General features: G+C 43.9%; 15 protein-coding genes. 8 read left to right on the top strand and 7 right to left on the bottom strand.

Going from position 1 to position 23,956, the window contains the following annotated elements; all coding sequences use genetic code 11:
• Positions 1 to 44 precede the first annotated feature (44 nt).
• On the bottom strand, positions 45 to 785 hold the full coding sequence (locus BLW16_RS07255; RefSeq protein ID WP_090555892.1) for an SDR family NAD(P)-dependent oxidoreductase: 741 nt from the start codon (positions 783 to 785) through the stop codon (positions 45 to 47).
• A gap of 581 nt (positions 786 to 1,366) precedes the next feature.
• Positions 1,367 to 1,714 (bottom strand): helix-turn-helix domain-containing protein, encoded by a 348-nt coding sequence (locus tag BLW16_RS23195; protein ID WP_217631530.1) that lies wholly within the window; start codon positions 1,712 to 1,714, stop codon positions 1,367 to 1,369.
• Between the two features lie 556 nt (positions 1,715 to 2,270).
• Here BLW16_RS23195 and BLW16_RS07240 point away from each other — a divergent pair.
• Positions 2,271 to 2,459 carry a cold-shock protein gene (locus BLW16_RS07240; RefSeq protein ID WP_090555891.1) on the top strand — a complete coding sequence of 63 codons (189 nt, stop codon included), beginning with the start codon at positions 2,271 to 2,273 and terminating at the stop codon, positions 2,457 to 2,459.
• Positions 2,460 to 2,692: 233 nt separating this feature from the next.
• Here the strand turns inward: BLW16_RS07240 and BLW16_RS07235 are convergent, their stop codons facing one another.
• Together BLW16_RS07235 and BLW16_RS07230 are read right to left on the bottom strand one after the other, a co-directional pair.
• Complete coding sequence (locus BLW16_RS07235) at positions 2,693 to 4,042, bottom strand: RagB/SusD family nutrient uptake outer membrane protein (protein ID WP_090555890.1); 1,350 nt, start codon at positions 4,040 to 4,042, stop codon at positions 2,693 to 2,695.
• A 20-nt stretch (positions 4,043 to 4,062) separates the two neighbouring features.
• A complete protein-coding gene (locus tag BLW16_RS07230) occupies positions 4,063 to 7,167 on the bottom strand; it encodes a SusC/RagA family TonB-linked outer membrane protein (protein WP_090555889.1) in 3,105 nt (1,034 codons plus the stop codon).
• A gap of 739 nt (positions 7,168 to 7,906) precedes the next feature.
• Here BLW16_RS07230 and BLW16_RS07225 point away from each other — a divergent pair.
• Positions 7,907 to 10,522, top strand: a complete 2,616-nt coding sequence (locus BLW16_RS07225) for a PAS domain S-box protein (RefSeq protein WP_175470503.1) — start codon at positions 7,907 to 7,909, stop codon at positions 10,520 to 10,522.
• 293 nt (positions 10,523 to 10,815) lie between these two features.
• On the opposite strand, the gene BLW16_RS07220 is transcribed toward BLW16_RS07225, so the two are convergent.
• From BLW16_RS07220 to BLW16_RS07210, 3 genes are all read right to left on the bottom strand, one after another.
• Positions 10,816 to 11,799, bottom strand: a complete 984-nt coding sequence (locus BLW16_RS07220) for an SDR family oxidoreductase (RefSeq protein WP_090555887.1) — start codon at positions 11,797 to 11,799, stop codon at positions 10,816 to 10,818.
• A gap of 9 nt (positions 11,800 to 11,808) precedes the next feature.
• Positions 11,809 to 13,086, bottom strand: a complete 1,278-nt coding sequence (locus tag BLW16_RS07215) for a nucleotide sugar dehydrogenase (RefSeq protein WP_090555886.1) — start codon at positions 13,084 to 13,086, stop codon at positions 11,809 to 11,811.
• 149 nt (positions 13,087 to 13,235) lie between these two features.
• Positions 13,236 to 13,814 carry a YceI family protein gene (locus BLW16_RS07210; RefSeq protein WP_090555885.1) on the bottom strand — a complete coding sequence of 193 codons (579 nt, stop codon included), beginning with the start codon at positions 13,812 to 13,814 and terminating at the stop codon, positions 13,236 to 13,238.
• 437 nt (positions 13,815 to 14,251) lie between these two features.
• Between BLW16_RS07210 and BLW16_RS07205 the strand changes: the two genes are divergently transcribed.
• The 6 genes from BLW16_RS07205 to BLW16_RS07180 all read left to right on the top strand — a co-directional run bounded on the left by BLW16_RS07205 (position 14,252) and on the right by BLW16_RS07180 (position 23,903).
• The gene (locus BLW16_RS07205) at positions 14,252 to 17,161 is read left to right on the top strand and encodes a CheR family methyltransferase (RefSeq protein ID WP_090555884.1); all 2,910 of its coding nucleotides are present in this window, start codon (positions 14,252 to 14,254) and stop codon (positions 17,159 to 17,161) included.
• Positions 17,161 to 18,723, top strand: coding sequence for a PAS domain-containing sensor histidine kinase (locus BLW16_RS07200; RefSeq protein WP_090555883.1), 1,563 nt, complete (start codon positions 17,161 to 17,163; stop codon positions 18,721 to 18,723). Before BLW16_RS07205 ends, BLW16_RS07200 begins: the two co-directional genes overlap by 1 nt.
• 18 nt (positions 18,724 to 18,741) lie before the next feature.
• Positions 18,742 to 19,758 carry a chemotaxis protein CheB gene (locus BLW16_RS07195; protein ID WP_090556142.1) on the top strand — a complete coding sequence of 339 codons (1,017 nt, stop codon included), beginning with the start codon at positions 18,742 to 18,744 and terminating at the stop codon, positions 19,756 to 19,758.
• 8 nt (positions 19,759 to 19,766) lie between these two features.
• On the top strand, positions 19,767 to 20,417 hold the full coding sequence (locus tag BLW16_RS07190) for a response regulator transcription factor (RefSeq protein ID WP_090555882.1): 651 nt from the start codon (positions 19,767 to 19,769) through the stop codon (positions 20,415 to 20,417).
• A gap of 287 nt (positions 20,418 to 20,704) precedes the next feature.
• A complete protein-coding gene (locus tag BLW16_RS07185; RefSeq protein WP_090555881.1) occupies positions 20,705 to 22,795 on the top strand; it encodes a TonB-dependent receptor plug domain-containing protein in 2,091 nt (696 codons plus the stop codon).
• A 34-nt stretch (positions 22,796 to 22,829) separates the two neighbouring features.
• Positions 22,830 to 23,903, top strand: a complete 1,074-nt coding sequence (locus BLW16_RS07180) for an HmuY family protein (RefSeq protein ID WP_090555880.1) — start codon at positions 22,830 to 22,832, stop codon at positions 23,901 to 23,903.
• Positions 23,904 to 23,956: the final 53 nt, after the last annotated feature.

Raw genomic sequence — 23,956 nt, 5'->3', positions numbered from 1 at the left:
TATCTTATATTAAATCGGTCGTTCCGTTATTGAATAAAAAAAGGTTACGCATTCATTCCCCCGTCTATTGTTAAGGTAGTACCGGTTATATATTTTCCTTCACTGCTTGCCAGAAAAACGACCAAACCTGCAATATCATCACCAGTTCCATATTCAGGAAGGGCCATTCTGCTCCGTAAAAAATCTGCCCATGGTGTATCAGAGGGATTCATCTCTGTGTCAATAGGGCCCGGCTGCACAAGGTTAACGGTGATCTTTTTAGGGCCCATTGCCCTGGCTAAACCTTTTGTAAAACCTTGCAATGCAGATTTACTCATAGAATAAAGTATGCTATCATCAGACACGGTAATGTCTGCCAGATTACTTCCTATAGAGATGATTCTTCCACCCTCTGCCATCTTTTTAACCACAGCATGGCTGGCCGTAAACACAGCTTTCACATTGATGTTCATGACTTCATCAAAGGCCTCCAAAGTAATATCTGCGAAATCGCCGGACGGGTAGATCCCAGCATTGTTAACCAGGATGTCTATAGGGCCAAACTGATCGATCGTATTTGATATAGCAGTTTGCAGTGCTACCGAATCAGCACTGTCTACCTGGATAGCCATAGCTTTAACCCCAAAAGATTTTAATTTTTCTTCCTGTTCCATGGCACGATGGCTGGATTTAGCGTAGGTGAAAATTACAGTTGAACCTGCAGCAGCAAATCTGTTTGCGATAGCTGCGCCAATACCGCGACTTCCGCCAGTAATGAATACTACTTTATTTGTTAATCCTTTCATTTTTTTACTTATTATTTTGTTAATTAGATGTTTAATTTAAACCTATCGTTCTTTTATAGGGTAAAAAATATTAGGTATTGATGGTGCTGATTAATAAAGGCTATGCAACAAAGGTATTATAATAAACCGATCGTTCCAAATAAAATTAATGATAATCTTAATATCTTTCGTACCCTCACAAGTCCATTTTTATGCATTACCCGATTTACATAACTCTTCTATTTTATTTTGAAGGTTTATATAAACTTGATTAAGTATCTTTTTTACAGATGTTTGAACACGACTCCGTCCAACACAAATACATCACGTTCCTGCTTTTAAAAGCCTCAGCAATACCAAACCCTATTCTGCTATTATCACTGGTAATAACAGTTACTTTATCTTTTAATTTCATGTCTAAGTAATTAGTACACTTCAAAGGTGAGGTTCTTTTGTCCTTCGTTACAAAGACATTTGACAGAATATTGGTGGGACAAATGTCCCTTTAAGGCGTTAATTTAAAGTTGCTCTGCTACCTGCAGATGTGTTTCTATTTAGCCGTAGCAGAGCATTGTTTTCCGGTATTGACTTTCAAAATAGCATCAGAGCAGGTTCTCCTGCACGGCCTGGTATACCGTCCTCACTGTTGGTCGGAAGCCGAGATGACGGGCTAGTGAACCATCTGCATGAAGATGCCAGGGATTCTGAAGCGGTTCAGATGATGATCCCATGATATAGCCGGCCAGCCGGCAGAAGTAGTCAGGATAATTGAAGCCCAGCTCAAAAGCCAGTTCCTTGACAGTAGTTTGCTCTCCATAATAAATGCGGCGTCTGGCTTCCAGTATCAGGCGGCTGATTATAAATTCTTTTGGTGAACGCCCCGAAAAATGTTTAACAATTTGGTATAAACTATCAGAAATGGATATTGCCTTGGTAAACGCGAAAGACATTCTTCATCGAAGCCCAATTTATAATAATCATTGCCATGTGCATTAACCGGAAACTGCTGAATTTGAGGCAATGTATGACTGGGGAGTTCAAATGGAAGATCCGTCGAAACGGTCAACATGGGATCCTGTGGTGGTGTAGAATTTAATTAATGAAACACCTTGCCTTGGCAGGGTAATGACCATTGACTTAACTTAGACCGGCATATGGCGTGTGCGCTACTTCGATTATCTGTCCATCAGGATCATAGAAGTCAACAGTATAGTATTCTTTGGAATAAGGCACTGAAATTCCAATTGCTGCAATACAATCACAGTAAGGAAAAAAACATATCACAGCCTGAAAAGCCAAATTTATCCCACACAAAAGTGTAAGAATTGTAATCTCCCAGTGATATCCGAAATTTCACATGAATTAACGTTTGGTGAAACAACTTTAATAACTATATTGAGCTGATTATTTAAACAATTTATTACAAATGAAAACTGCGTCAAATCAGCGCTCATAAAGCGAGGAATCAAATGCAGGTTTTATTACCATCAAAAAACAGTATTTACAATGAAAAACGGTACAGTAAAATTTTTTAACAGTGAAAAAGGCTTTGGCTTTATTAAAGACGAAAACGGAAAAGAGATTTTTGTTCATGTTTCTGGTCTGATTGACGAGATCCGCGAAAATGACGAAGTAGTATTCGATGAGCAGGAAGGCAAAAAAGGCCTGAATGCGGTAAACGTAAAACTAGCTTAATAAAAACAAATTATTCCAGTAACCGGGGATCGTGATCCCCGGTTAACTTCTCTCCTGTGCACTGATCAAATTATCCTTTTGATCAACAGATTTTGGTATGGCCTTTATAGGGTCTCAGCCCATCGCTTTTAGTCATTTTTTAAGTTACTCTCAGTAGGATAAGCTCTTCCATTAAAAAGGAAAAGCAACGATTTCCCGCTGCTTTTCCTTTTTAATGGAATGATATATTGAGGTTAATAACCTGGGTTTCTGTTGGCTCCGGCCAGATTTGGATCTACGAGTGTCTCGCTATACGGGATAGGGAACAGGTACAGGTGTTTATCAGGAAGTGACAACAGGGTTTGCGCCCTGTCTGTCCTGACCAGGTTAAACCAGCGGTCGGCCTCAAAAGGGAACTCTACCCGACGTTCGTTTTCGAGTGCCAGCAAGATATCGGGAAGTGTAGCTGCTGTACTGGCTGTTACACCTGCACGGTCACGTACAGCATTCAGATCTGCCAAAGCACCGGTAAGGTTGCCCTGTTGCGCCCTTGCTTCGGAACGGATCAGGTAAAGCTCTGCTGTGCGGATAATATAGGCAGGATCGGTTCCGAGTGGTGTACGGTAGTATAACTTGCCGTACCATAAGTTGCCCGGAGGGGCTGTCTGCGCAATTAATGCGCTTCTGCCTCCGCCCACCAGGGGATTGTTGAGTAAGCCTACCAGAACATCAGACGGGGCCCACTCACGGCGTCCGCCCAGGGCAGGCGGCAGCCACCAGTTGCTATGGTTATTCGTATTGGATACGGTATAGGCAAGTTCAAAGACTGACTCACTGGTGCTGACAGCGCTATTCGCAAAAAATGCACTGTAAGGTTTTAACAGGGAATAATCTGCTGTAGTAATCACCTGTGTTGCGTATTGTTCAGCCTGTGCCCATTGCTGCAGGTAAAGGTAAAATCTTGCCTTTAATGCCCATACAGTTTTTTGTGTTACCCGATTGCGGTTTAGCGCTGTTGGAACCAGCGGCTCTGCAGCATCCAGGTCTTTCAGTACCTGTGCATACGTCTCTGCCTGGGTGCTTCTCCTGATATCTTTATTGTCTGATGCCGTAATGGTAGGAGTAAGGATCAGCTGCGCGCCTCCCCAGCCACGTGCAAGATCGAAATAGGCCAGTGCCCGTACAAAATAGGCTTCGCCAAGGTACTGGTTTCTTGTGGCTGTAGTAAACAGGGGATCGTTTATTCCAGGAACAGTAGCAATGATGTAATTGGCAGAAGATATCGTTTTATAGATGGCAGTCCATGCCGAGCCTACATTGGTATTTGTCGCAGAGGTAAGGTGTTTGTTGATTTCACTTGGTGCAGACTGGGAGCCTGTCCATTGGATATCACCTGCCGATAAATAGGAGAGGGCAGGGAAGTTTGATCCGTAATAATCATTGCTGGCCAGCACATTGAACATACCATTAACGGCTGTTCCTGCCGAACTGGCGTTTGTAATGGCCTCCGACTGATCTACCTGTTGCTGGGGCTGGGTTTCCAGGAACTTTTTGCAAGAGCCCAGAAGTATAAAAAATGGTACGATGTATATTAATCTTTTCATCCTGTGTATTCGTTAATGAATTAAAAAGTTATGTTAGCTCCCACCTGAAGGGTTCTCGGCATAGGTGGTGTTCCGAGGTCGTAGCCCAATACCGTAGAAGAAGAGGATACATTTACCTCAGGATCTGGTCCGCGGTATTTGGTGATCAGCCAGAGATTGGAGCCGCTCACATATACCCTCACCGAAGAAAGCCTGATTTTTTCGATCACACTTTTTGGTATGGTGTAACCCAGGTTGACATTACTTAACCTCAGAAACGAGCCATTTTCTATGTTGCGGCTGGTTGGGCTGAGTGTATAGTTTGTGCCCAGGGCGGTAAGCCTTGGCATGTCGGTGATATCACCGGGCTGCTGCCACCTGTCGAGCTGGCGGGTATCTATCGCCCTGTTGGCATCACGTGTTCCGCCGCCTTCAAGGAAATAGGCATTGTTATTATATACCTTATTGCCATAGACAAAATTGAAGAATACCGAAAGGTCGAAGCCTTTATACAGGAACGTATTGGTAAGGCCGCCGGTAAATTTAGGAAGGGCCGTTCCCACGTTCTGCAGGTCACTTGAGGTGATCTTGCCGTCATGGTCTACATCTTCGTAAACTGCATTTCCTGTCTGCGGATCAACGTAGAGCTGTTTGTAAACAAAGAAGGAATTTACAGGCAAGCCTTGCACCATTCTCTCTGCTGCATAGGCTGCTACGACGGGGATAGGGAGTTTTTCAATTTTATTGATATTACGGGAGAAGTTGAAATTGGTGGTCCACCTGAAGTCTTTACGGCTGATATTGGTACTGCTGATGGATATTTCAAAACCTTTGTTACTGATCTCGCCGGCATTTTCAAGGATGGAAGTGAAACCTGAGCTTGTTGCCAGCGGCAGGTTAAGCAGCAGATCACTTGTATATTTATGATATACATCTGCTCCCAGAGTCAGGCGGTCGCTAAACAGGCCGAGGTCCAGTCCGATATTGATCTGGCGTGTGCTTTCCCATTTCAGTTCCGGGTTGGCCAGTTGTGTTGGAATAGTACCAGGGTTGTTCTGGTAGTTGGCGCCTGCTCCCCAGAGTCCTCTTGAGGCAAAGTCGTTGATATTGTTCTGATTTCCGGTTACACCGATACTTCCGCGTAACTTCAGGTCGCTGATCACGGAAACATTCTTCAGGAAGTCTTCCTGTTTGATCCTCCAGGCCACACCGGCTGAGGGGAAATATCCCCATTGGTGGTTAGCGCCAAATCTGGACGAGCCGTCTGCGCGGAGGTTGAATTCCGCGTAATATTTTCCGGCATAGTTATAATTCACCCTTCCAAAGAAGGACGAAAGCCTGTAGCTGGTCTTGGTAGAGGAAGAAGTTGTGCTTGCTGCGGAGGCGATCTGTTCAAAGGAATCATTCGGAAAGTTGGTTCCCTGTGCGAGAGTAGTTCCCAGTACTGTACCCTGCAGGGAGTTACCAACAAGGGCACCAAAATTATGTTTGCCCAATGTTTTATTGTACGCTAAGGTTTGCTCATTGGTCCACACCGTATTGTCCGAAATACTGGACGTACCCAGGTTATGGTTGGCTATACCAAGGTTGGTGAGGCTGTTCCAGTATTGAAATTCCTTATAGTTATTGTAATCAATACTCCAGCTGCTCCGGAACTTCAGATCTGGCGTTATTTTGGCCTCTGCATAAAAGTTGCTGATCAGTCTGTTGCTGGTAGAGTTCATGTTCGTATTGTTGATCAGCACATCCAGGTTGTCAAAACCCGCCCACTTTGCAGGGCTGCCGTCAGCATTTACTTCGGGAAGATACGTAGGTGTATGCAGGGCAGACTGCAGGATTCCTCCCTGAGGGCCATCCCCTACACGTGCGTTTGTCCTGTAGGTTTGGGTAAGGGTATTGGATGTACCGATACTAAATATATCATTGATCTTCTGGTCAATATTGATCTTGAAGGTTGCCCTTCTGAAATCGTTTGTTTTCAGATCTGCCTGTTGTTTGTTTAATCCTGCGCCTATATAATAGGTGGTCTTGTCGTTACCACCCGAGATGGAGGCATCATAATTCTGGAGGAAACCGGTTCTGAAAACTTTGTTCAGCCGGTCATACGTCTGCTGTTCCTGTGGCAGGCCGCGTGGGGCCGGCGAGGCAGTAGGGTTATCTGTTAATGCCCTGAAAGGCACGTATCTGTAGGTATTGATTGCTGCGGTATTATTGGCTGCAATGGCATCGGCTTCAGAGTTCCTGTACATTTCGTTTACGAGCTCTGCATGTTGCGGGCCTGTGCTAAGGTCCCACAATTTGGGTGCCCATGCCGCGCCGAAGTAGGTGTTCAGGGTAACTTTCGGGGCCGAGTTGAGTTTACCGCGTTTGGTAGTGATGAGGATGACGCCATTTGCGGCCCTGGCTCCGTAGATGGCCGTTGCATCTGCATCTTTCAAAACGGTAATGCTTTCAATATCATTAGGGTTGATGTCAGAAAGCGGGTTGTTTGCCTGGCCCTGTGTGGTAATGTTTTGCAGTGAATTACTGTTTACATACACACCGTCAATCACATATAAAGGGTCATTACTGGCATTGATGGAGGTAGTACCCCTAACGCGGATAAACATTCCGTCTCCGGGAATACCTGTAGAGGCACTGATCTGCAATCCGGCAGCTTTGCCCTGCAGCTGCTGCTCAAAGGTAGCTACCGGTTTATCTTTTACTTCTTCTACGCTGATGGTAGATACCGATCCGGTCAGTGATTTCCGGGTTTGTGTGCCATAGCCAACCACAACAACGTCGTTAAGCTGATTGTTATTTTCAGTTAACTGGATTTCTGCAGGGCTTCCGCTCACGATTACTTCCCTGGGCTGATAGCCAACAAAGGAGATCAGTAAAGTGTAAGGGAATTTCTGACCCGTTTCAAAGACAAATCTTCCTTTGTTATCAGTAGATACGGCGTGTGTTGTGCCTTTGATCCGTACTACGGCTCCGGGCAGTGGTTCTTTATTTGCGGCGTCAATTACTTTTCCTTTTAATTCGGAATTGATAGTAGCCGGGGGTACTGTTTGTGCGGTGATGTAGAATGGACTAACTAAAAGAAGAAATATAATAGCTAGCTGATAGGATAACCTGTATTTATTTTTGGAGGTAAATATTTCCATATATTTAACAATGTTTTATGTTAATGAGTGTTTTCGTTGCATAAAGCGTGCTGAAGTCCGGCGCGTGATTGGCGTTACAATGCTGTTCTTCATTCCAATAAACTGGCAAGGCTACCTTGCCAGTTTTGTTTGTCTGTAATTTTTTCTATCCGACCATTATTCGTGAGATTCTGTTTTTTTAATGATGAAAGCATTGATGTCAACCCCTGCAAGGAAAAAACCAGGCGCAGTTAAATGCAACAACAATACAGGCTTGTGCAATTGTCAGGAGAGACAGGCATAAGGCAGCTTTCTAACACAACTCCTGGCGAAGTCAGGTACATCTTTAGTATCATTGGTGTCATAATTTCAGTAAACATAAATATTATTTAATACTCTACCAAATCAATAGACTTTATGTTTTAAATATTACAAAAACCGTAAAAATTCAATTGTTTTATATTCAGCCATTTATAGGGCAGGGATAATGGCCATGCCTGGGACTGGTCAGTGTATCAGTCTGCTTGCCCACAATTGATTTAAATTTAATTCTGCTCAGTTTGTGGAGGATGTCTTAACTTTTTCAATAATCTTTTGTGACCGATATTACGTATGCTATATATATAACATCCTGTTTTTTTTCTGATAACATTACAGCCGGTTCCATTTGTCATATTTTTATTACAAAAAATACGAAGAATTGATAAACAAATGTTATACTCGCTAAAGGATAATTACTAAGATTGGAATGGGCAGAGTTATGAATGTTTTATCTAAGATGAATACGATGACAGGCAATGTTCCTGACTCCCTTCGTCATGTCATCGCCAATGCCCCCGTAGCCGTGGCTCTATTGGATAAAGAGTTGTGTTATCTCACAGCCTCGCAAAAGTGGAGAACTGACTTTAAACTGGGTGACAGTCTTGCAGGCAAGTGCCATGCTGAAATATTCCGTATTCCTGACAGAGACTGGATTGTGGCTTACCAGAGGGCGCTTGAAGGGCACAGCAGTAAAAACGACAGGGACAGACTTGTCTTTCCCAACGGACTGATACAATGGGTACGCTGGGAGGTGCAGCCCTGGAAGCTGGAGACGGGTGAAACCGGCGGTGTACTGGTTTACATGGACCTGATCATAGAAGACACTGAAAAAGATTCCTATTCCAGGAGGATGTTTGCATTGTACGAACAGACGAATGAGGTAGCCAGCATTGGAGGCTGGGAGGTAGATCTTGTGAAAAATGAAATATACTGGTCACAGATAACCAAACAAATTCATGGTGTGCCTAAAACGTATGTCCCTAATCTGACCCGTTCCATTGACTTCTTTAAGGAGGGAGACAGTAGAAATAGAATTCTGGCTGCCTTTTTAGCTGCGGTTGAAAAAGGGGAAAGCTATGATCTGGAGCTTGAGCTTGTTACCGCACAGGGGAATGGCTTATGGGTAAGGGTTAAAGGGAATGCAGAGCTGATTAATGGAACCTGCACCCGTGTTTATGGAACCTTTCAGGATATCCAAACGAAAAAACTGCAGGATATACAACTGGCTAACAGCGAGATCAAATACCGCTCGATCATAGAAAATTCATTATATGCCTTCCTGCAGACCATTCCCGGTGTGGCAATTACTGAAGCCAACCGGGCTGCAATGGAGATGTTTGGGTATACGCTTGAAGAGTTCCGGCAGGTTGGAAAGCAACTGCTGATGGATCACGAAGATCCGGGCTTACAACGGTTTCTGGAAACCAGGGAGAGAGAAGGGAAGGCCTCTGCAGAATTGACCGGAATCCGCAAAAATGGAGAACATTTCCCTTGTCATATATCATCGGCAATCTATACCGATACGCAGGGCAATAAGATCAACAGCCTCATGATCATAGATATTACCGAAAGACGGGATGCCGAGCAGAAGATCAGAAGAAGTGAAGAGCAGTTCAGGGGTGCGTTTGAGTATTCTGCAATTGGAATGGCTTTATTCAGCGTTGAGGGATGGTGCAAAAGGGCAAACCAAAGCCTGTGTGATATGCTTGGATATACCCAGGAAGAATTAACAAGCCTGCGTTTTGATGACATTACTCATCCTGATGACCTTCCGCGAAACATTGAACTGATGGATGAATTGATTGATGGAAAGAGGGACAGCTATCATATGGAAAAACGTTACCTCCATAAAAGCGGTAAGCCGGTATGGGTGCTGTTGGGGGTATCAATATTAAGAGAGGCCAATAATGACCCTATACATTTTATTTCCCAGGTGCAGGATATTGCCAAGATTAAGGAGGCTGAACAGGCGATGGCTGTCAGTGAGGAGAAATACAGAAAGATATTTGAGAACACGCAGGATATCTACTACCGTACCGATGAAAATGGGGTAATCACTGAAATCAGCCCTTCCATAGAGAAGTATTATGGTGATGAGCGGCAAAATATAATTGGAAATCCTGTGATCGATTTTTATTATTATAAAGAAGACAGGGATACGATCGTCAATGCGCTGAGGCAGGACGGTTCGGTCATAGATTTTGAGGTTAAACTAAAGACCAGGAACAGTGAACTGCGTTACGCTTCGGTGAATGCAAGGCTGATCATTGAAAATGGTATCATCCTGGGTTCTGAAGGGAGCATCCGCGATATTACCCTACGCAAATTACAGGCAAACGAACTCAGCTCTCTGAATACTGAACTGAAGGCGCTGAATACCCACCGCGAGAATTTGCTTTCCGTGGTAGGACATGACCTGAAGAACCCTGTTGCAGCAAGTCTTAAGCTTGCAGAACTGGCATTGATGGATCCGGAAGATAACACCCGTGAAGAACTGATGGAATATCTCGGTAAAATGAAGACCGGCCTTCAGAATGCTAACGGGCTGCTGGAAGACCTGCTGCTCTGGGCAAAAAATCAGTTCAACTCCCTGGATTTTAATCCTGTATGGATAAATGATGTGAAGTTGCAGGTTCTGATCAGTCTCAAGCGGCTCAAGCCTATGGCTGAAAGTAAAGGCATTGAGCTCATGGAGATTGTGGATGAGGGCCTGCCTTTGTTTGCAGACCGGGATATGCTGGATACGATCATCCGAAACCTGGTGTCAAACGCGATAAAATTTACTGCGGCCGGAACGGTTGTGGTTGGTGCCGTACGGAAGCCTGACTGTATCCTGTTCTGTGTAACCGATACGGGCAGCGGGATGTCTGAAAAGGTCATAAGTCAGCTGTTCGATAAAAGCTCACATTTTACGAGTTATGGAACTGCAGGAGAAAAGGGAACAGGACTGGGACTGGAGCTTTGCCTGGATTTTGTACATAAACACCGCGGCAAGATGTGGGTAGAAAGTACTGTTGAAAAAGGGAGCAGATTTTATTTTACTATACCGACCTAAATTAATTAGATAAAAAATGTAAATTTATGGAATTTGCTTCTGTCGATAATATTTAGAAGCAACACCATATATAAACATGGATGTGCTACCGGAAATTCCTTCTGTACAACTTCGTCACCAAAGAATATTCAGATAATTATGTTCCGCCGGTTACAGCTAACCAGTTAGTTTACGATAAGGTGCATAATCTGTTGACATATAAAATGTATTGAATTTTATGCTTTGTTGTATAGCTCACTATTATCATGTTTTTGGCCTGCTTTAAACAGGCCAAAAACATTCAGGTCTGTTTGCTACTGTTTGTTTTTCGTCCAGTCAAGCGTGAGTTTAATTCCTTCGCTTACCGGGAAAAATGGTTCGTAACCGAGGTCGGTTTTTATCCGGCTGATGTCTGCCAGGGAGTCATGAATATCGCCTGTTCTGGAAGGGCCGTAAGTTTGGCCGGGATCGGTATTGCCAAGTGTTTTCAGCATTGCCCACAACTGATTAAGGGTGATCTGTTCAGCACACGCAACATTGTAAACCGTATGGGGTAGCGGACCGGAAAATAACAGGGCTTTCACATTTGCCTGGATTACATTTTCGATAAAGGTGAAGTCGCGCGTCTGGTTGCCATCGCCGTTGATCAGCGGCGGGTGGTTTGTCAATACCGAGCGGATGAACAGGGGGATTACAGCGGCATAAGCTCCTCCGGGATCCTGTTTTGGTCCGAAAACATTGAAATATCTTAAGCCGATGCTATCAGTACCATAGGTTTTCCGGAATACATCAGCATACAGTTCATTCACCAGTTTGGTAACTGCATAAGGTGAAAGGGGATTGCCAATCTGTTCTTCTTTTTTAGGGAGTTCATGACTATCGCCATAAGTTGATGAGGAGGCCGCATAAACCATTCTCCTGCACTGTTCATCCTTAACGGACAGCAACATATTAAGGAAGCCATCGATGTTGACCTGGTTTGTGCTGATGGGATCGTATATAGAACGCGGTACTGAACCCAAAGCTGCCTGATGGCTCACATAGTCAATCTTACTGCAGGATCGCTTACAGGTCTCTAAATCGCGAATATCTCCTTCGATAAATTCAAAAGCCGGGTTGGAACCGAATTCCTCCAGGTTTTTCAGAGATCCTGTGGAGAGGTTGTCCAGCACGCGTACCTTTGCAGCTCCATATTTCAGCAGATAATGTACCAGGTTTGAGCCAATGAATCCGGCTCCTCCTGTGACCAGGAATGAAGTACTGCTGATATCCTGGATATGGTAAGGGCTTTCATACATAAGCGTGTTTTAAAGTCTTCCGTGTGCGATTTCCGGTGCAAACATCCCTTTGATATCGTATACCACTGTGTTGTTTTTAGAAAGCGCAGTAACGTCTATTGATTCAAATTCCTGGTGGGCCACGGCACCGATCACTGCATCGAACCTGCGGCCGGTGACCTCCTCGTTCTGACAGGTGATCCCGTATTCGAGCAATACCTGTGCGGGATCTGCCCATGGATCCTGGATGCAGATTTCAACATGGTATTCTTTCAGACGGGTAACGATGTCTATTACCCGGGTATTTCTGACATCGGGACAGTTCTCCTTGAAGGTGAAACCCAGGATGAGCACTTCACTGCCGGTTACCTGGATCTGTTTGCGCACCATAAGTTTAATCACTTCATCAGCTATATACTGACCCATGCCGTCATTCAGGCGTCTTCCTGCGAGGATAATTTCAGGGTGATATCCCGCTTCCTGAGCTTTTTGAGCGAGGTAGTAAGGGTCTACCCCTATGCAATGCCCGCCCACCAGTCCGGGTTTGAAATTCAGAAAATTCCATTTCGTACCTGCCGCTTTTAAAACCTCCTGCGTATTGAGTCCTATCAGGTTAAATATCTTGGCCAGCTCGTTCACGAATGCGATATTAATGTCCCGTTGTGCATTTTCTATCACTTTAGCCGCCTCTGCCACACGGATGCCGGATGCGGGGTAAGTGCCTGCGGTAATGATGCTGCGGTATAATTTATCTACATTTTCGGCAGCTTCAGGAGTAGATCCTGCGGTTATTTTTAATATTTGTGTAAGCGTATGGTCTTTGTCACCCGGATTGATCCTCTCCGGGGAATATCCGCATGTAAAGTCTTTGTTGAAGGTCAGTCCTGATGTTTTTGCCAGTACAGGAGCGCATTCGTCCTCCGTTACCCCCGGGTAAACTGTTGATTCGTAGATCACGAGGTCACCCTTTTTGAGGTATGTTCCTACGGTTTCACTGGCCTTGTATAGATGCTGAAGATCCGGATGATTGTACTTATCGGTTGGTGTAGGTACGGTGACAATATAAACTGTGGAAGACTGAATACCGGCAGGTTCGCTGGTAAAGTACAGGTTTTGCTGTACTTCCAGAAGCTGATCCCCGTTGATCTCCAATGTACTGTCAAACCCTGCATTCAGTTCTGCAATGCGGGAAGGTTTGGTATCAAATCCTGTTACTTTAAAATATTTGGCAAAAGCTACTGCTAATGGCAGACCAACATAACCAAGTCCGATTATAGCTATATGTGTGTCTTTGTTAATCTCCGTCATCTATTTATTTCTATCAAACAATCGGCGTGCAATTTATCGAAATAAATTAGAATCTTAATTATTATTAAAAAAACGTAAATAAGAGATAAGCCCCTGTTCCGGGTAAGGGACAGGGGCTTATAAAAATATACTGCCGGGGCAGATGGTAATTAGTTTTTTACAAATTCTGTGTTTGCTGTTAAGATAATCTCATCGCTCAGCATCGCATTAGGATATTTGGCACCCAAAGCATAGTCAGCTCTTTTTAACGTTCCCGTTACTTTGAAACCTGCAACAGTTTTTTTAGCCTGGTTAACAGTTGTACCTCTTAAAACTGCATCTAAAACCACTGCCTTAGTTACACCATGAAGTGTTAAATTGCCATTCACTTTATATTTGTTAGCAGATACTTTTTTTACTGAAGTGCTTTTGAAAGTTAATTTAGGGTATTTTTCAGCGTCAAAAAAGTCGGCACTTTTGAGGTGGCCATCTCTTTTATCGTCTTCAGTGTTTACTGAATTTACATCTGCACTCAGATTAACAACTGCATCTGAAAAATCAGGTTTAGAAGACAGGATAGTAGATTCGAAGCTTCTGAATGAACCTTCAACATCGCTAACCATCATGTGGGTAATGCTGAATCCTAATTTTGAATGTGCTTTGTCAGCAGTCCATGTGTCTTGTGCTGTTGCCTTAAATGAAGTTAAAGCCGCTGAAGCGGCGAATAATAGTACAAATAGTTTTTTCATTGTTTTTGAATTTTTATGTACTCAAAGGTGAAATAAAAAATTGAATGTTGTATTGATGTATGGTAAGAAAAGATTTAAAACGAAAGGGGGCTTTATCTGTCCCTGTACGACAAAACTAAAATCTATGGAAACTACAGGGCAGCAGTGAGATCAGCGCTTTGCCTGATCAGACGCTGAAAAATGAGAAAAAAACTGACGACGTATTAACTGTTCTGGCAGAGCAGGAAGTAAATGATACGGCGGCTTCTGAATAAAATAACTGAAATGGGAATTGCAGACAGAACTGTTGGAGTTTTGTCTGCAATTACTTCAAATTAGGGAACATTCTACACTCCTTTGTGTTATTTAAACTTTTGTTTTTTTATTGTTTAACATATTTTTGTAATTGGAAACATTTGCGTATATTTTATCCTTAGTATGTTTCCAACAATCACAAAATGACTCAACGTAAATCCAAATTAAACAGAGATGAACATGGCAGAGAATCTTTTCCGGTTATAGGAATGGGTGGATCGGCAGGTTCCTTTCATGCATTTGAAAAATTCTTTATGCACATGCCCATTAAAAGCGGGATTGCATTTGTAATTGTGATGCACCTGGATAAATCCCATGTGATAGACGTGGCGGGGATTCTTCAGCCGGTAACATCCATGACAATTAAAGAAGCGCTGGATGGTGTACAGATAGAGCCCGACCATATTTATATTATTCCTCCGGGGAAGGACATGGGAATTCATAACGGACAGCTGCTGTTAATGGAAGCTGCGCGCCTCAGGGGAGCGCATATGTCAATAGATTATTTTTTTCAGAGCCTGGCAGAAGACCAGCAGAGCAATGCCGTAGCTATTATTTTTTCGGGTATGGGTGCCGATGGCGAAACCGGGGTGAGGATGGTCAAGGAAAAACTGGGAATGGTGATGGTGCAGGAACCGGGAACAGCTGAATTTGACAGTATGCCGGTAACGGCAATCCAAACAAATATGGTAGACTATATACTTTCACCGGAAGAAATGCCTGTTAAACTGATACAATATCTGAACCACCCCGCAATCAGGGAGGCTCAGCCCGAGTCTGATTTTACACTCAACCAGACCAGCTATACGCATCTGCAAAAAATCCTCATGTTACTGCGTGCAAATACCGGACATGATTTTACCTTATATAAAAAAAGTACGATCGTCCGCAGGATTGAAAGAAGGATTGCTTTTCATCAATTGAACGACTACGTAGATTATATCAACTTTTTACGGGAAAATCCGGCTGAAATCATGCGGCTGTTTAATGAATTGCTGATCGGGGTGACCAAGTTTTTCCGGGACCGTGATGCTTTTGAGGCATTGAAGGGCAGGCTGTATCCGCTGCTGGCAGAAAAAAAAGAGAATGACCCGATCAGGATCTGGATAGCCGGATGTTCTACCGGGGAAGAGGCCTATTCGATAGCAATGCTCATCATTGAGCATCTGGATACGTTTAAGATGGCTAAACTGCCTAAGCTGCAGATCTTTGCTACTGATCTTGACCCGCGCGCGATAGATTATGCACGTTCCGCAAGCTATTTTTCAAATATCACCTCAGAAATATCACCCGAGAGGCTGGACCGCTTTTTTATCAAGGTAAATGAAGGTTATGTAGTGAAAAAGGAAGTACGGGAGATGATCGTGTTTGCCCAGCATAATCTGATTAAAGATGCTCCCTTTACCCGGTTAGACCTGTTATGCTGCCGTAATGTGCTGATTTATCTTACTTCAGAATTACAGAAAAAAATTATTCCCGTTTTCCACTATTCATTAAACCCTAATGGATTACTATTTCTGGGGCCGGCAGAATCAGTAGGGACTTTTGTAGACAGCTTTACCAGTCTTGACAATAAGTGGAAGATCTTTCAGCGAAACGAGGGGGCCGCCGCCTTGGGAAATATGCTTGATTTCCCTTTTCATGTGGCCAACCAGAGCCACAAAAATCTAACGATCCATTTGCCAATAAAAAGTTTGAAAAGCCCCCTTGCAGAAACATTCCATAAAATTTTGCTGGAAAGTTTTACGCCAACTTCTCTGTTACTCAGCGAAAGAGGCGATATTCTGTACATCAATGGGCAGACGTCCAGGTTTATGCAGATCAACTCCGGGGAAGCGATCTTTAATATCCACAGGCTTGCTAAAGACGAACTCAAATACGCGTTGGGCAATGCTTTGCACCAGGCCTGGGAGAAAAAGGATAAAATAGAAGTACCCGAAATAAAAGTGAAGGATGGTAATGAGGTTTATGTAGTCGGCTTCAGGGTAGACTATATCACAGAAGTACCTTTGCAGGACATGCTGCTGGTTACATTTACTGATTATGGGAAGCTAAAGAAAAGGCGCTCCGATAAGGGAAAAGGCGTTGACCCAACCAGGCAGGGCGCCGTGGAAGAACTGGAAAAGGAATTGATCTATACCAAACAGCAGCTTCACAGTACCATTGAACAAATGGAGACCTCACTGGAAGAACTGAAATCAACCAATGAGGAGTTGCAGAGTACCAATGAAGAACTGCAGAGCACCAATGAGGAGGCCCTGACCACTAAAGAAGAAATGCAGTCCCTCAATGAAGAGCTGATGACTATCAATTTGCAGTATCAGAATAAGGCCGAGGAACTGACGCAGCTGAACAATGATATGAAAAACCTGCTTGACAATACCGAGATAGGTACGATATTTCTGGATAACCAGCTGAACATCTTAAGGTTCACTCCGCAGGTGACCAGGTTGTTCAATGTGATTCCGGGAGATGTGGGCCGTTCTATTACCCATATCGTCTCTAACTTTGAATATCCGTCCCTGGAAGATGCAATCAAAGAGGTGATCGAAACGCTGGTAGGCAAAGAACTGGAGGTAAGCACAAAAAAAGATGAGTGGTATAACCTCAGGATCATGCCATACCGGACGATGGATAACTTTATCAACGGGGCTGTAGTTACGTTTACCAAGATCACCCCGGTGAAGGCGATGCAGCATAAGCTGGTCAGTTTACTTGATTATGCCAGGAATATGGCCGGTCTTCTGCCGGATGCGGCCCTGATTCTTGATAAGGACAGGAAAGTACTGGTGGCAAATGACCGGTTTCTGGAGCTGTTCAAACTTAAAGAAGAAGAAATGGTGGAGCAGCCATTTATGGAGATCGTTCATAATAAATGGAAAACCGATAAGCTGGATGAATTGTTAACCTCGTCAGATCCGGACAGTGTTTTTATGCAGCAGGAATTCCAGGGCCTGGGGCTCAGAGGTTTTTTTGTTAAAATTCAGGAGATCAGCAGGGATGAAAATGGTAAGACCCTGGTCTCGTTAGTTAGTTTTAAAACTCAGGAATAGTGAATAAGAATCAGCGTTCAACCAGGGAAAAGAACAGTCCTGTCTCTGCCCATACCAATCTAAGCGCAGACGAGATCAATATTCTGCTGAACGAGTTGCAGGTTTACCAGCTGGAACTCGAAATGCAGAATGATGAACTGAAAGTGTCATATGCCACTCTTGACGAGGAAAGGGCAAAGTTTGTAGGACTTTATGATCTTGCGCCAGTGGGTTATTTTATCCTGGATTACCTGGGCGTAGTAGAGGAAGCAAACCAAAATGGGGTAGACCTGCTGAGCATGTCAAAACAAACGATCCTGCGCAGAAGGTTCCAAAGTTTTATTGCACCTTATTCCTGGCAGGATTTCTATAATTTTCTGCACCGTATGCAGCATAGTGACGGAAAGCAGAGTGCCGAGATCAAACTTACGCTGCCGCATGATCAGATCATATATACCCGGATGGAAGGTATTGCGATATCAAGCCTGATTGTTACAGATATCAAATATTACATTACGATCATTGATATTACCGAAAGCAGAGGTGCCCAGCAGGTGTTACGGGAAACAAAAGAGCGCCTGGAAATGACCTTAAAAGCATCTGCAACCGGAACATGGACAATTGAATGTGATGCAAATAAAGTTTTCCTGGATACCCACAGTTCCAATATTATGGGCATCGGCAGCTGGACGTTTAACGGGACGATCAAAGGATTGATTGATCTGGTTCATCCTGAAGACCAGCTGCAGGTGAGGCACCATCTCATGAGTGCGCTGAATGGCTTAAAGGAAATTGACCTGGAATTCAGGATCGTAATAAACGGGAAGGTCAAGTATATTTCGGCCAAGGGGCATGAAATACAGGTGCCGGACGAAAGAATGTGTTATGCCGGTATATTAATGGACATTACCGATCGTAAAAAAATGGAGCAGGAGGCTGAGATGCTGAAGAACGGGCAGCAAAAGCTGATCCTCTCGGCCACCTTAACTGCCCAGGAAAAGGAACGCAATAACGTGAGCAGGGCATTGCATGACAGCGTTTGCCAGCTACTTTACGGAATAAGGCTAAACCTGGAGAGTATCCAGCGTATAAATAATTTAAAAGGTGAATTTAAGAACGTAAACGAGCTGCTGGACCAGGCCATTAGAGAGACGCGTCAGATTTCCTATGAGCTTACGCCCTCTGTGCTGAAAGATTTTGGTTTTGTAGCCGGAATCAAGGAAATGGCACAACGGACAAGTACCCCTCATTTTCAGATCGATGCTTACATTGATAGTCTCGCTGATTCACTGGATGCCGAAGTACAACTCTATATTTTCCGTATGATCCAGGAACTGATCAATAACTGTATTAAACATGCGCAGGCCACCCGTGCCGAAATCAAATTCAGTTTTATCAATAACCAGGTGGTCATTAAAGTCACGGACAATGGTATAGGGCTGAAAATGGATCCTGAAGAAGCCAGCAAAAGCGGGGCCGGTTTAAGCGGGATCAGAAACAGGGTTTATCTCTTAAATGGTAAGATCCGGTTTAGCAACACAAAAAAAGGTTTGGCAGTAACGATCACTTTAAATATACCTTAAACTTTAATTTTTATGAATATGGAACGTGAAACTGTAAGAAATATCATTACAATCGGAACATCAGCAGGTGGTATCTCAGCTGTTTCGAGGTTGGTATCTACCTTTCATGAGGATCTTGATGCTAGCGTTTTTATCGTTATCCATGTATCCAGGGATTCTATGACTGATGTCATCCTAAATATGATTCAAAAGAAGACTTCACTTAAATGTGTGATTCCTGCAGATCAGCAGCGCATAGAAAACAGAACAATATATCTTGCCCCGGCGGATCACCATATGTTAGTAGAAAAGGATACCATACGGGTAACCAAAGGTGCCTATGAAAATCATTGGAGACCTTCAATAGACGTGCTGTTCCGCTCTGCGGCAGTGGCGTATAATTCCTGCGTGACGGGCATCATTCTTACCGGACTGCTGGATGACGGAACTTCAGGGATGTATGCGATAAAAAGAAGCGGAGGATTGTGCATGATCCAGGAACCATCCGAAGCGGACTTCCCTGATATGCCAAATAATGTGCTGCATAATATGGAGGTGGATTATAACGTGTCCATTGATGAAATGGGACCTATATTGTCCGATCTTTTTTCAAGGGCAGGCTGCAAGGATACACCGGTGCCGGATGATGTGAAACTGGAAGCGGAGATTGCAAAAAGGATGAGCAGCAGTGTGGAAGACCTGAAGAAATTAGGAGAGATATCCCCGCTAACCTGTCCTGATTGCGGAGGTATACTGGTTAAAGTTGAAGCAGATGCAGTACCCCGCTACCGTTGTTATACTGGTCATACCTTTACGGAGAAGGCGCTGGAGAACGAACAGCTGAAAGGTATAGAAGAATCTTTATGGGTGGCCATCAGAATGCTGGAGGAAAGAAAGAATCTGTTACGAACAATGAAAAAATACGAACCGACGGGTAACGGCATAACTGAACAATCCAGGAAACAGCGGGCCGAAGAGATTCAGCTGCATGTTGACAGATTGAAGGTGATGCTGATGGATCTCGGAGAACATACAAACTCACTTCAAATTAATTAATAAGGACTATGATAAATTTGATATTAGCCGAAGACCACAACATTGTGCGTAACGGAATCAGCATGCTGCTTGGTGCAGATAAGGAGATCAGCATCAGGGGCGAGGCGGTAAACGGACGTGAAGTGCTCAATATGATTGCTGAAGGTATTCAGGCAGATATTATCCTGGCCGATATTAATATGCCTGAGATGGATGGTATTACACTGATCAAGGAAGTTAAACAACTGAGTCCTCAGACCAAAGTAGTCATGCTTTCCATGCTGGACAATGAGAAATACGTCGTTCAGGCTTTTGCCGATGGGGCATCAGGATACCTGTTAAAAAGCATCAGCGCCGATGAATTGCTGTTCGCCCTGAAACATGTAAATTCGGGAAATAAGTATATGTGTTCTGAATTGTCAATGCGGCTGCTGGATAAGTTACTGCACACCGTAAACACACCATTTGATCAGTCGAGGCATGAGATAGATTTTTCCCTGAGGGAGATCGAAATCCTGCACCTGATTGCAGAAGGGCTTACAAATAGCGAGATGTCTGATAAGCTGTTCATCAGTAAGCGCACAATTGAAGGGCACCGCCAGAGCCTGATCGAAAAAACTGGCTCAAGAAATACCGCGGCACTGATCAGATTTGCAGTACTGAGCGGTATTGTACAATAAATCATTCCTGAAATAAGTTTACCTCTGGTTGTATACCGGCCGTATACTGCTTTATCCTGACAGGATTTTGAAGGTAATAAACAATCCCCAAATTAGAAGGTTTCAATAATCAGATCGAAATATTTCTCACGATTTTACATGTATTATGTAAACTCTGCTCTATTTTAAGTGGCTTATTTATTTGAATATCAATACGTTGAGTTTTAATGCAAATATTATTTGGAATTATTCTTGATTACTCCTTATACTTGTATTATTATTTAAAATAATTCTAAATAGATACCTGAATGAAAATTATACTGCTCTTAGCTGCTGCGTTTGTATTTACTTTTAATTCGTATGCGCAGGATAAAACCGCTGGCAGTAAACGTAAAACCGACTCTCTGGGTAACGCCCTGAAAGAAGTAGTAGTCACAGGACAGTATCAGCCTCAGTCTCTCAGGAACTCTGTTTATCAAACCCGCATTATCACTGCCGAGCGCATTCGTTTGCGCGCGGCGACCAACATCCAGCAGGTATTGAATACCGAATTGGGATTCAGGTTTTCAAACGACCTTACTTTGGGTACCAGTGATATCCAGATGATGGGCATGACCGGCAGAAATGTAAAGATTCTCTTGGACGGGGTTCCGATGGTTGACAGAAGTGACACCCGTGAAAGTTTAAACCAGATAGACATCAACACTGTTGATCATATCGAAATTGTAGAAGGCCCGCTTTCTGTTTCATATGGAACGGATGCACTGGCAGGGGTGATCAATATCATCACCAAATCAGGTGGTAATAAAAAGATAAATATCAACGCCAGGGTGCAGGAAGAAACTGTCGGCGATTCTTATTCGGCATTTTCAAAAGATGGCTCACATATACAGCATGTAGGCGCAGGCTGGCAAAACAAGGGCTGGAATGTACTTGGAGGTTTAAGCCATAATGATTTTGGTGGTTTTAATGTCCCTGGAATATTGGCTGCTACTGAGGAAATAGCGGCAAATACCAACCGCTGGAAACCAAAAGAACAATGGCTTGCCAATGGGAGGCTTGGATATGTAAAAGACAACTTTAATGTATGGTACAGGCTTGATTATATTGATGAAACAATTGACAGCAAAGGCGGATACAATCCCAATAATTTCAGAGCCACCAACCAGCAATATATCACCAACAGGTATACGCAGCAGCTGCATGGCGACTACCGGGTGAACGACCGTCTGCAGCTGAGTGGTATTGTAGGTTATTCTAATCTGAAACGTACCACTAAAAGCATTGTGCACGATTATTCTACCGGAGCGGAAGAACTGTCCACTGGTGCAGGGGAACAGGATATTTCCAAATTCCGCTCGGCCAACGTAAGGACCACTGCCCGGTATAAATTATCTGACCAGGTTTCTTTCCAGCCGGGAATGGAGATCAACCTGGACAATGCGGACGGGGCACGGATAAAAGGCTCTCCGTCGATCAATGATTATGCATTCTTCGTTTCTTCGGAATTGAACCTGATCAAAGATGTGACCATCCGTCCGGGGCTGCGTTTCATCAGCAATACCGTGTATGACGCTCCGCCGGTTATCCCTTCATTAAATACGAAGATCAGGTTTAACGATTTATTTGACCTTCGGTTTGGATACGCCAGCGGGTTCCGTTCGCCGGCATTAAGGGAATTGTATTATGACTTCTTTGATGCGAGTCACTCCATCATGGGTAACGAGAACCTGAAGGCAGAGCAGTCAAACAGTTTTACTGCATCGCTCTCTATGTCTGAAACCGCCTCCGAAAACCTGCGCTTCCGCTCGGTGTTAAGCGGTTTTTATAACCACTTTAAGAACAGGATAGATTATGGCCTGTCCGCCGAAAATCCTACTGTCACCACACTGATCAATATTGCGAAGTATAAAACTACAGGCGGAACATTTGAAAACACGCTTTATCTGAAAGATTTCCAGGTTTCCCTGGGTTTCTCCTATATCGGAACCTATAACCAGTACAGTGCATCCGCCGCTCAATATGGCGAATCGCCGGAGTTTGTGTGGTCGCCTGAACTAAACAGCAATATCACCTATACCATTATCAGGACTAGTACTACGGCCAATTTGGCTTTCAAGTATACAGGTAAGAGGCCCGCCTATGAACTGGCCAGCATTGATAACCTGGAGCAAGTGAGGTTATCAAAAATAGGATCTTACAGCACTGCTGATCTGATGTTCACACAAAGGCTGTTCAGTACACTAAATTTAAATGCAGGTGTAAAAAACCTGTTTGACGCAAAAGTTTTAAGCAATACTGCGATTGCTACCACCGGTGCACATAGCACAGGAGGGATGGTGCCTCTGAATTACGGGCGCTCATACATCGTTGGATTAAGTTTTAACTGGGACAAATAATCAAACAATTTTTACCATCATATCACGCGAAATCATGAGCAAATTTACTAAAATCATTACTTTATTATGTCTTACTTCAGCTTTTGCCGCTTGTAGCAAAGATGAAGATCCAATCGTTGTAGTGCCTGCCTCGGATGGCAGCACCATGACATTGAACGGCCTTATCGGGACTGAAGTCGGAACAAGTGCCGGAAACAGCGTGTTCGTAGACTTCAGCACCGATAAACAAACTTCCGTAGCCCGTGCTTCATGGGATCTCGGGTTTTACTCCGGAGCAGATTTCAGGATAATCTTAAACCATTCAGCAGGTGCAACTGCCATTGCACTGAACGAAACAGATTTGAACAAGGTAACTGCGGCAGATACAATCAGCCTGGTTGCCTCTGCAACATTATCAATCGGCCAGGGTTTGGGCTTATTTACCACCATTGATCCTATTGAGGGAAATACAAGTGCCTATCTGGCAGGTACTGTAATCAAAGCTGTTTCTGCCACAGATGCAGATAACAAAGTTTACATTGTGAACCGCGGTTCTGCCGGGTTAACCAACAGGGGATGGGAAAAGATCCGTGTGCTGCGCAGCGGTACCGGTTATACCCTGCAGTATGCCAAAATCAATGAAACTACTTTTAAAACACTTGCCCTTGCAAAAGATGCAGCTTATAACTTTAAATACGCTTCTTTCGGAACGGGGGCAGTTATTGTTGAACCTGAAAAAGCAGCATGGGACATTGAATGGGGTTTAACTACCTACAAAGCAGATGCAGCTACTCCCTACACTTTCTCAGATTTCGTGATCATCAACTTTGTTGGAGGCATCACCGCCGCTGAAGTGATCTATTCGGGAACTGCGGCAACCAGTACCGTAGCTTATGCAGATTTTACAGAAGCTAACCTGACCGGGATAAACTTCCTTGGGACGAGAGACGTAATTGGAGGAAACTGGAGGGCTACCACTGGTACCGCTGGTGTGAAAACGGACCGTTTCTACCTGGTTAAGGATGGAGCAGGAAATATTTACAAACTGAAATTTATTAGTTTCCATGCGAGCGACAGCGGAACGCGTGGTAAGCCGGTTATAGAATACAAACTGGTTAAAAAGGCCTAAACTTGGTTAGTTTTGTTGTGCAAAGGCTGGCTTCCACGTGCTAATGGAAGCCG

The sequence above is a fragment of the Pedobacter hartonius genome, assembly GCF_900107535.1.
GTDB lineage: Bacteria > Bacteroidota > Bacteroidia > Sphingobacteriales > Sphingobacteriaceae > Pedobacter > Pedobacter hartonius.
This window is presented reverse-complemented; position numbering and strand designations above follow the sequence as displayed.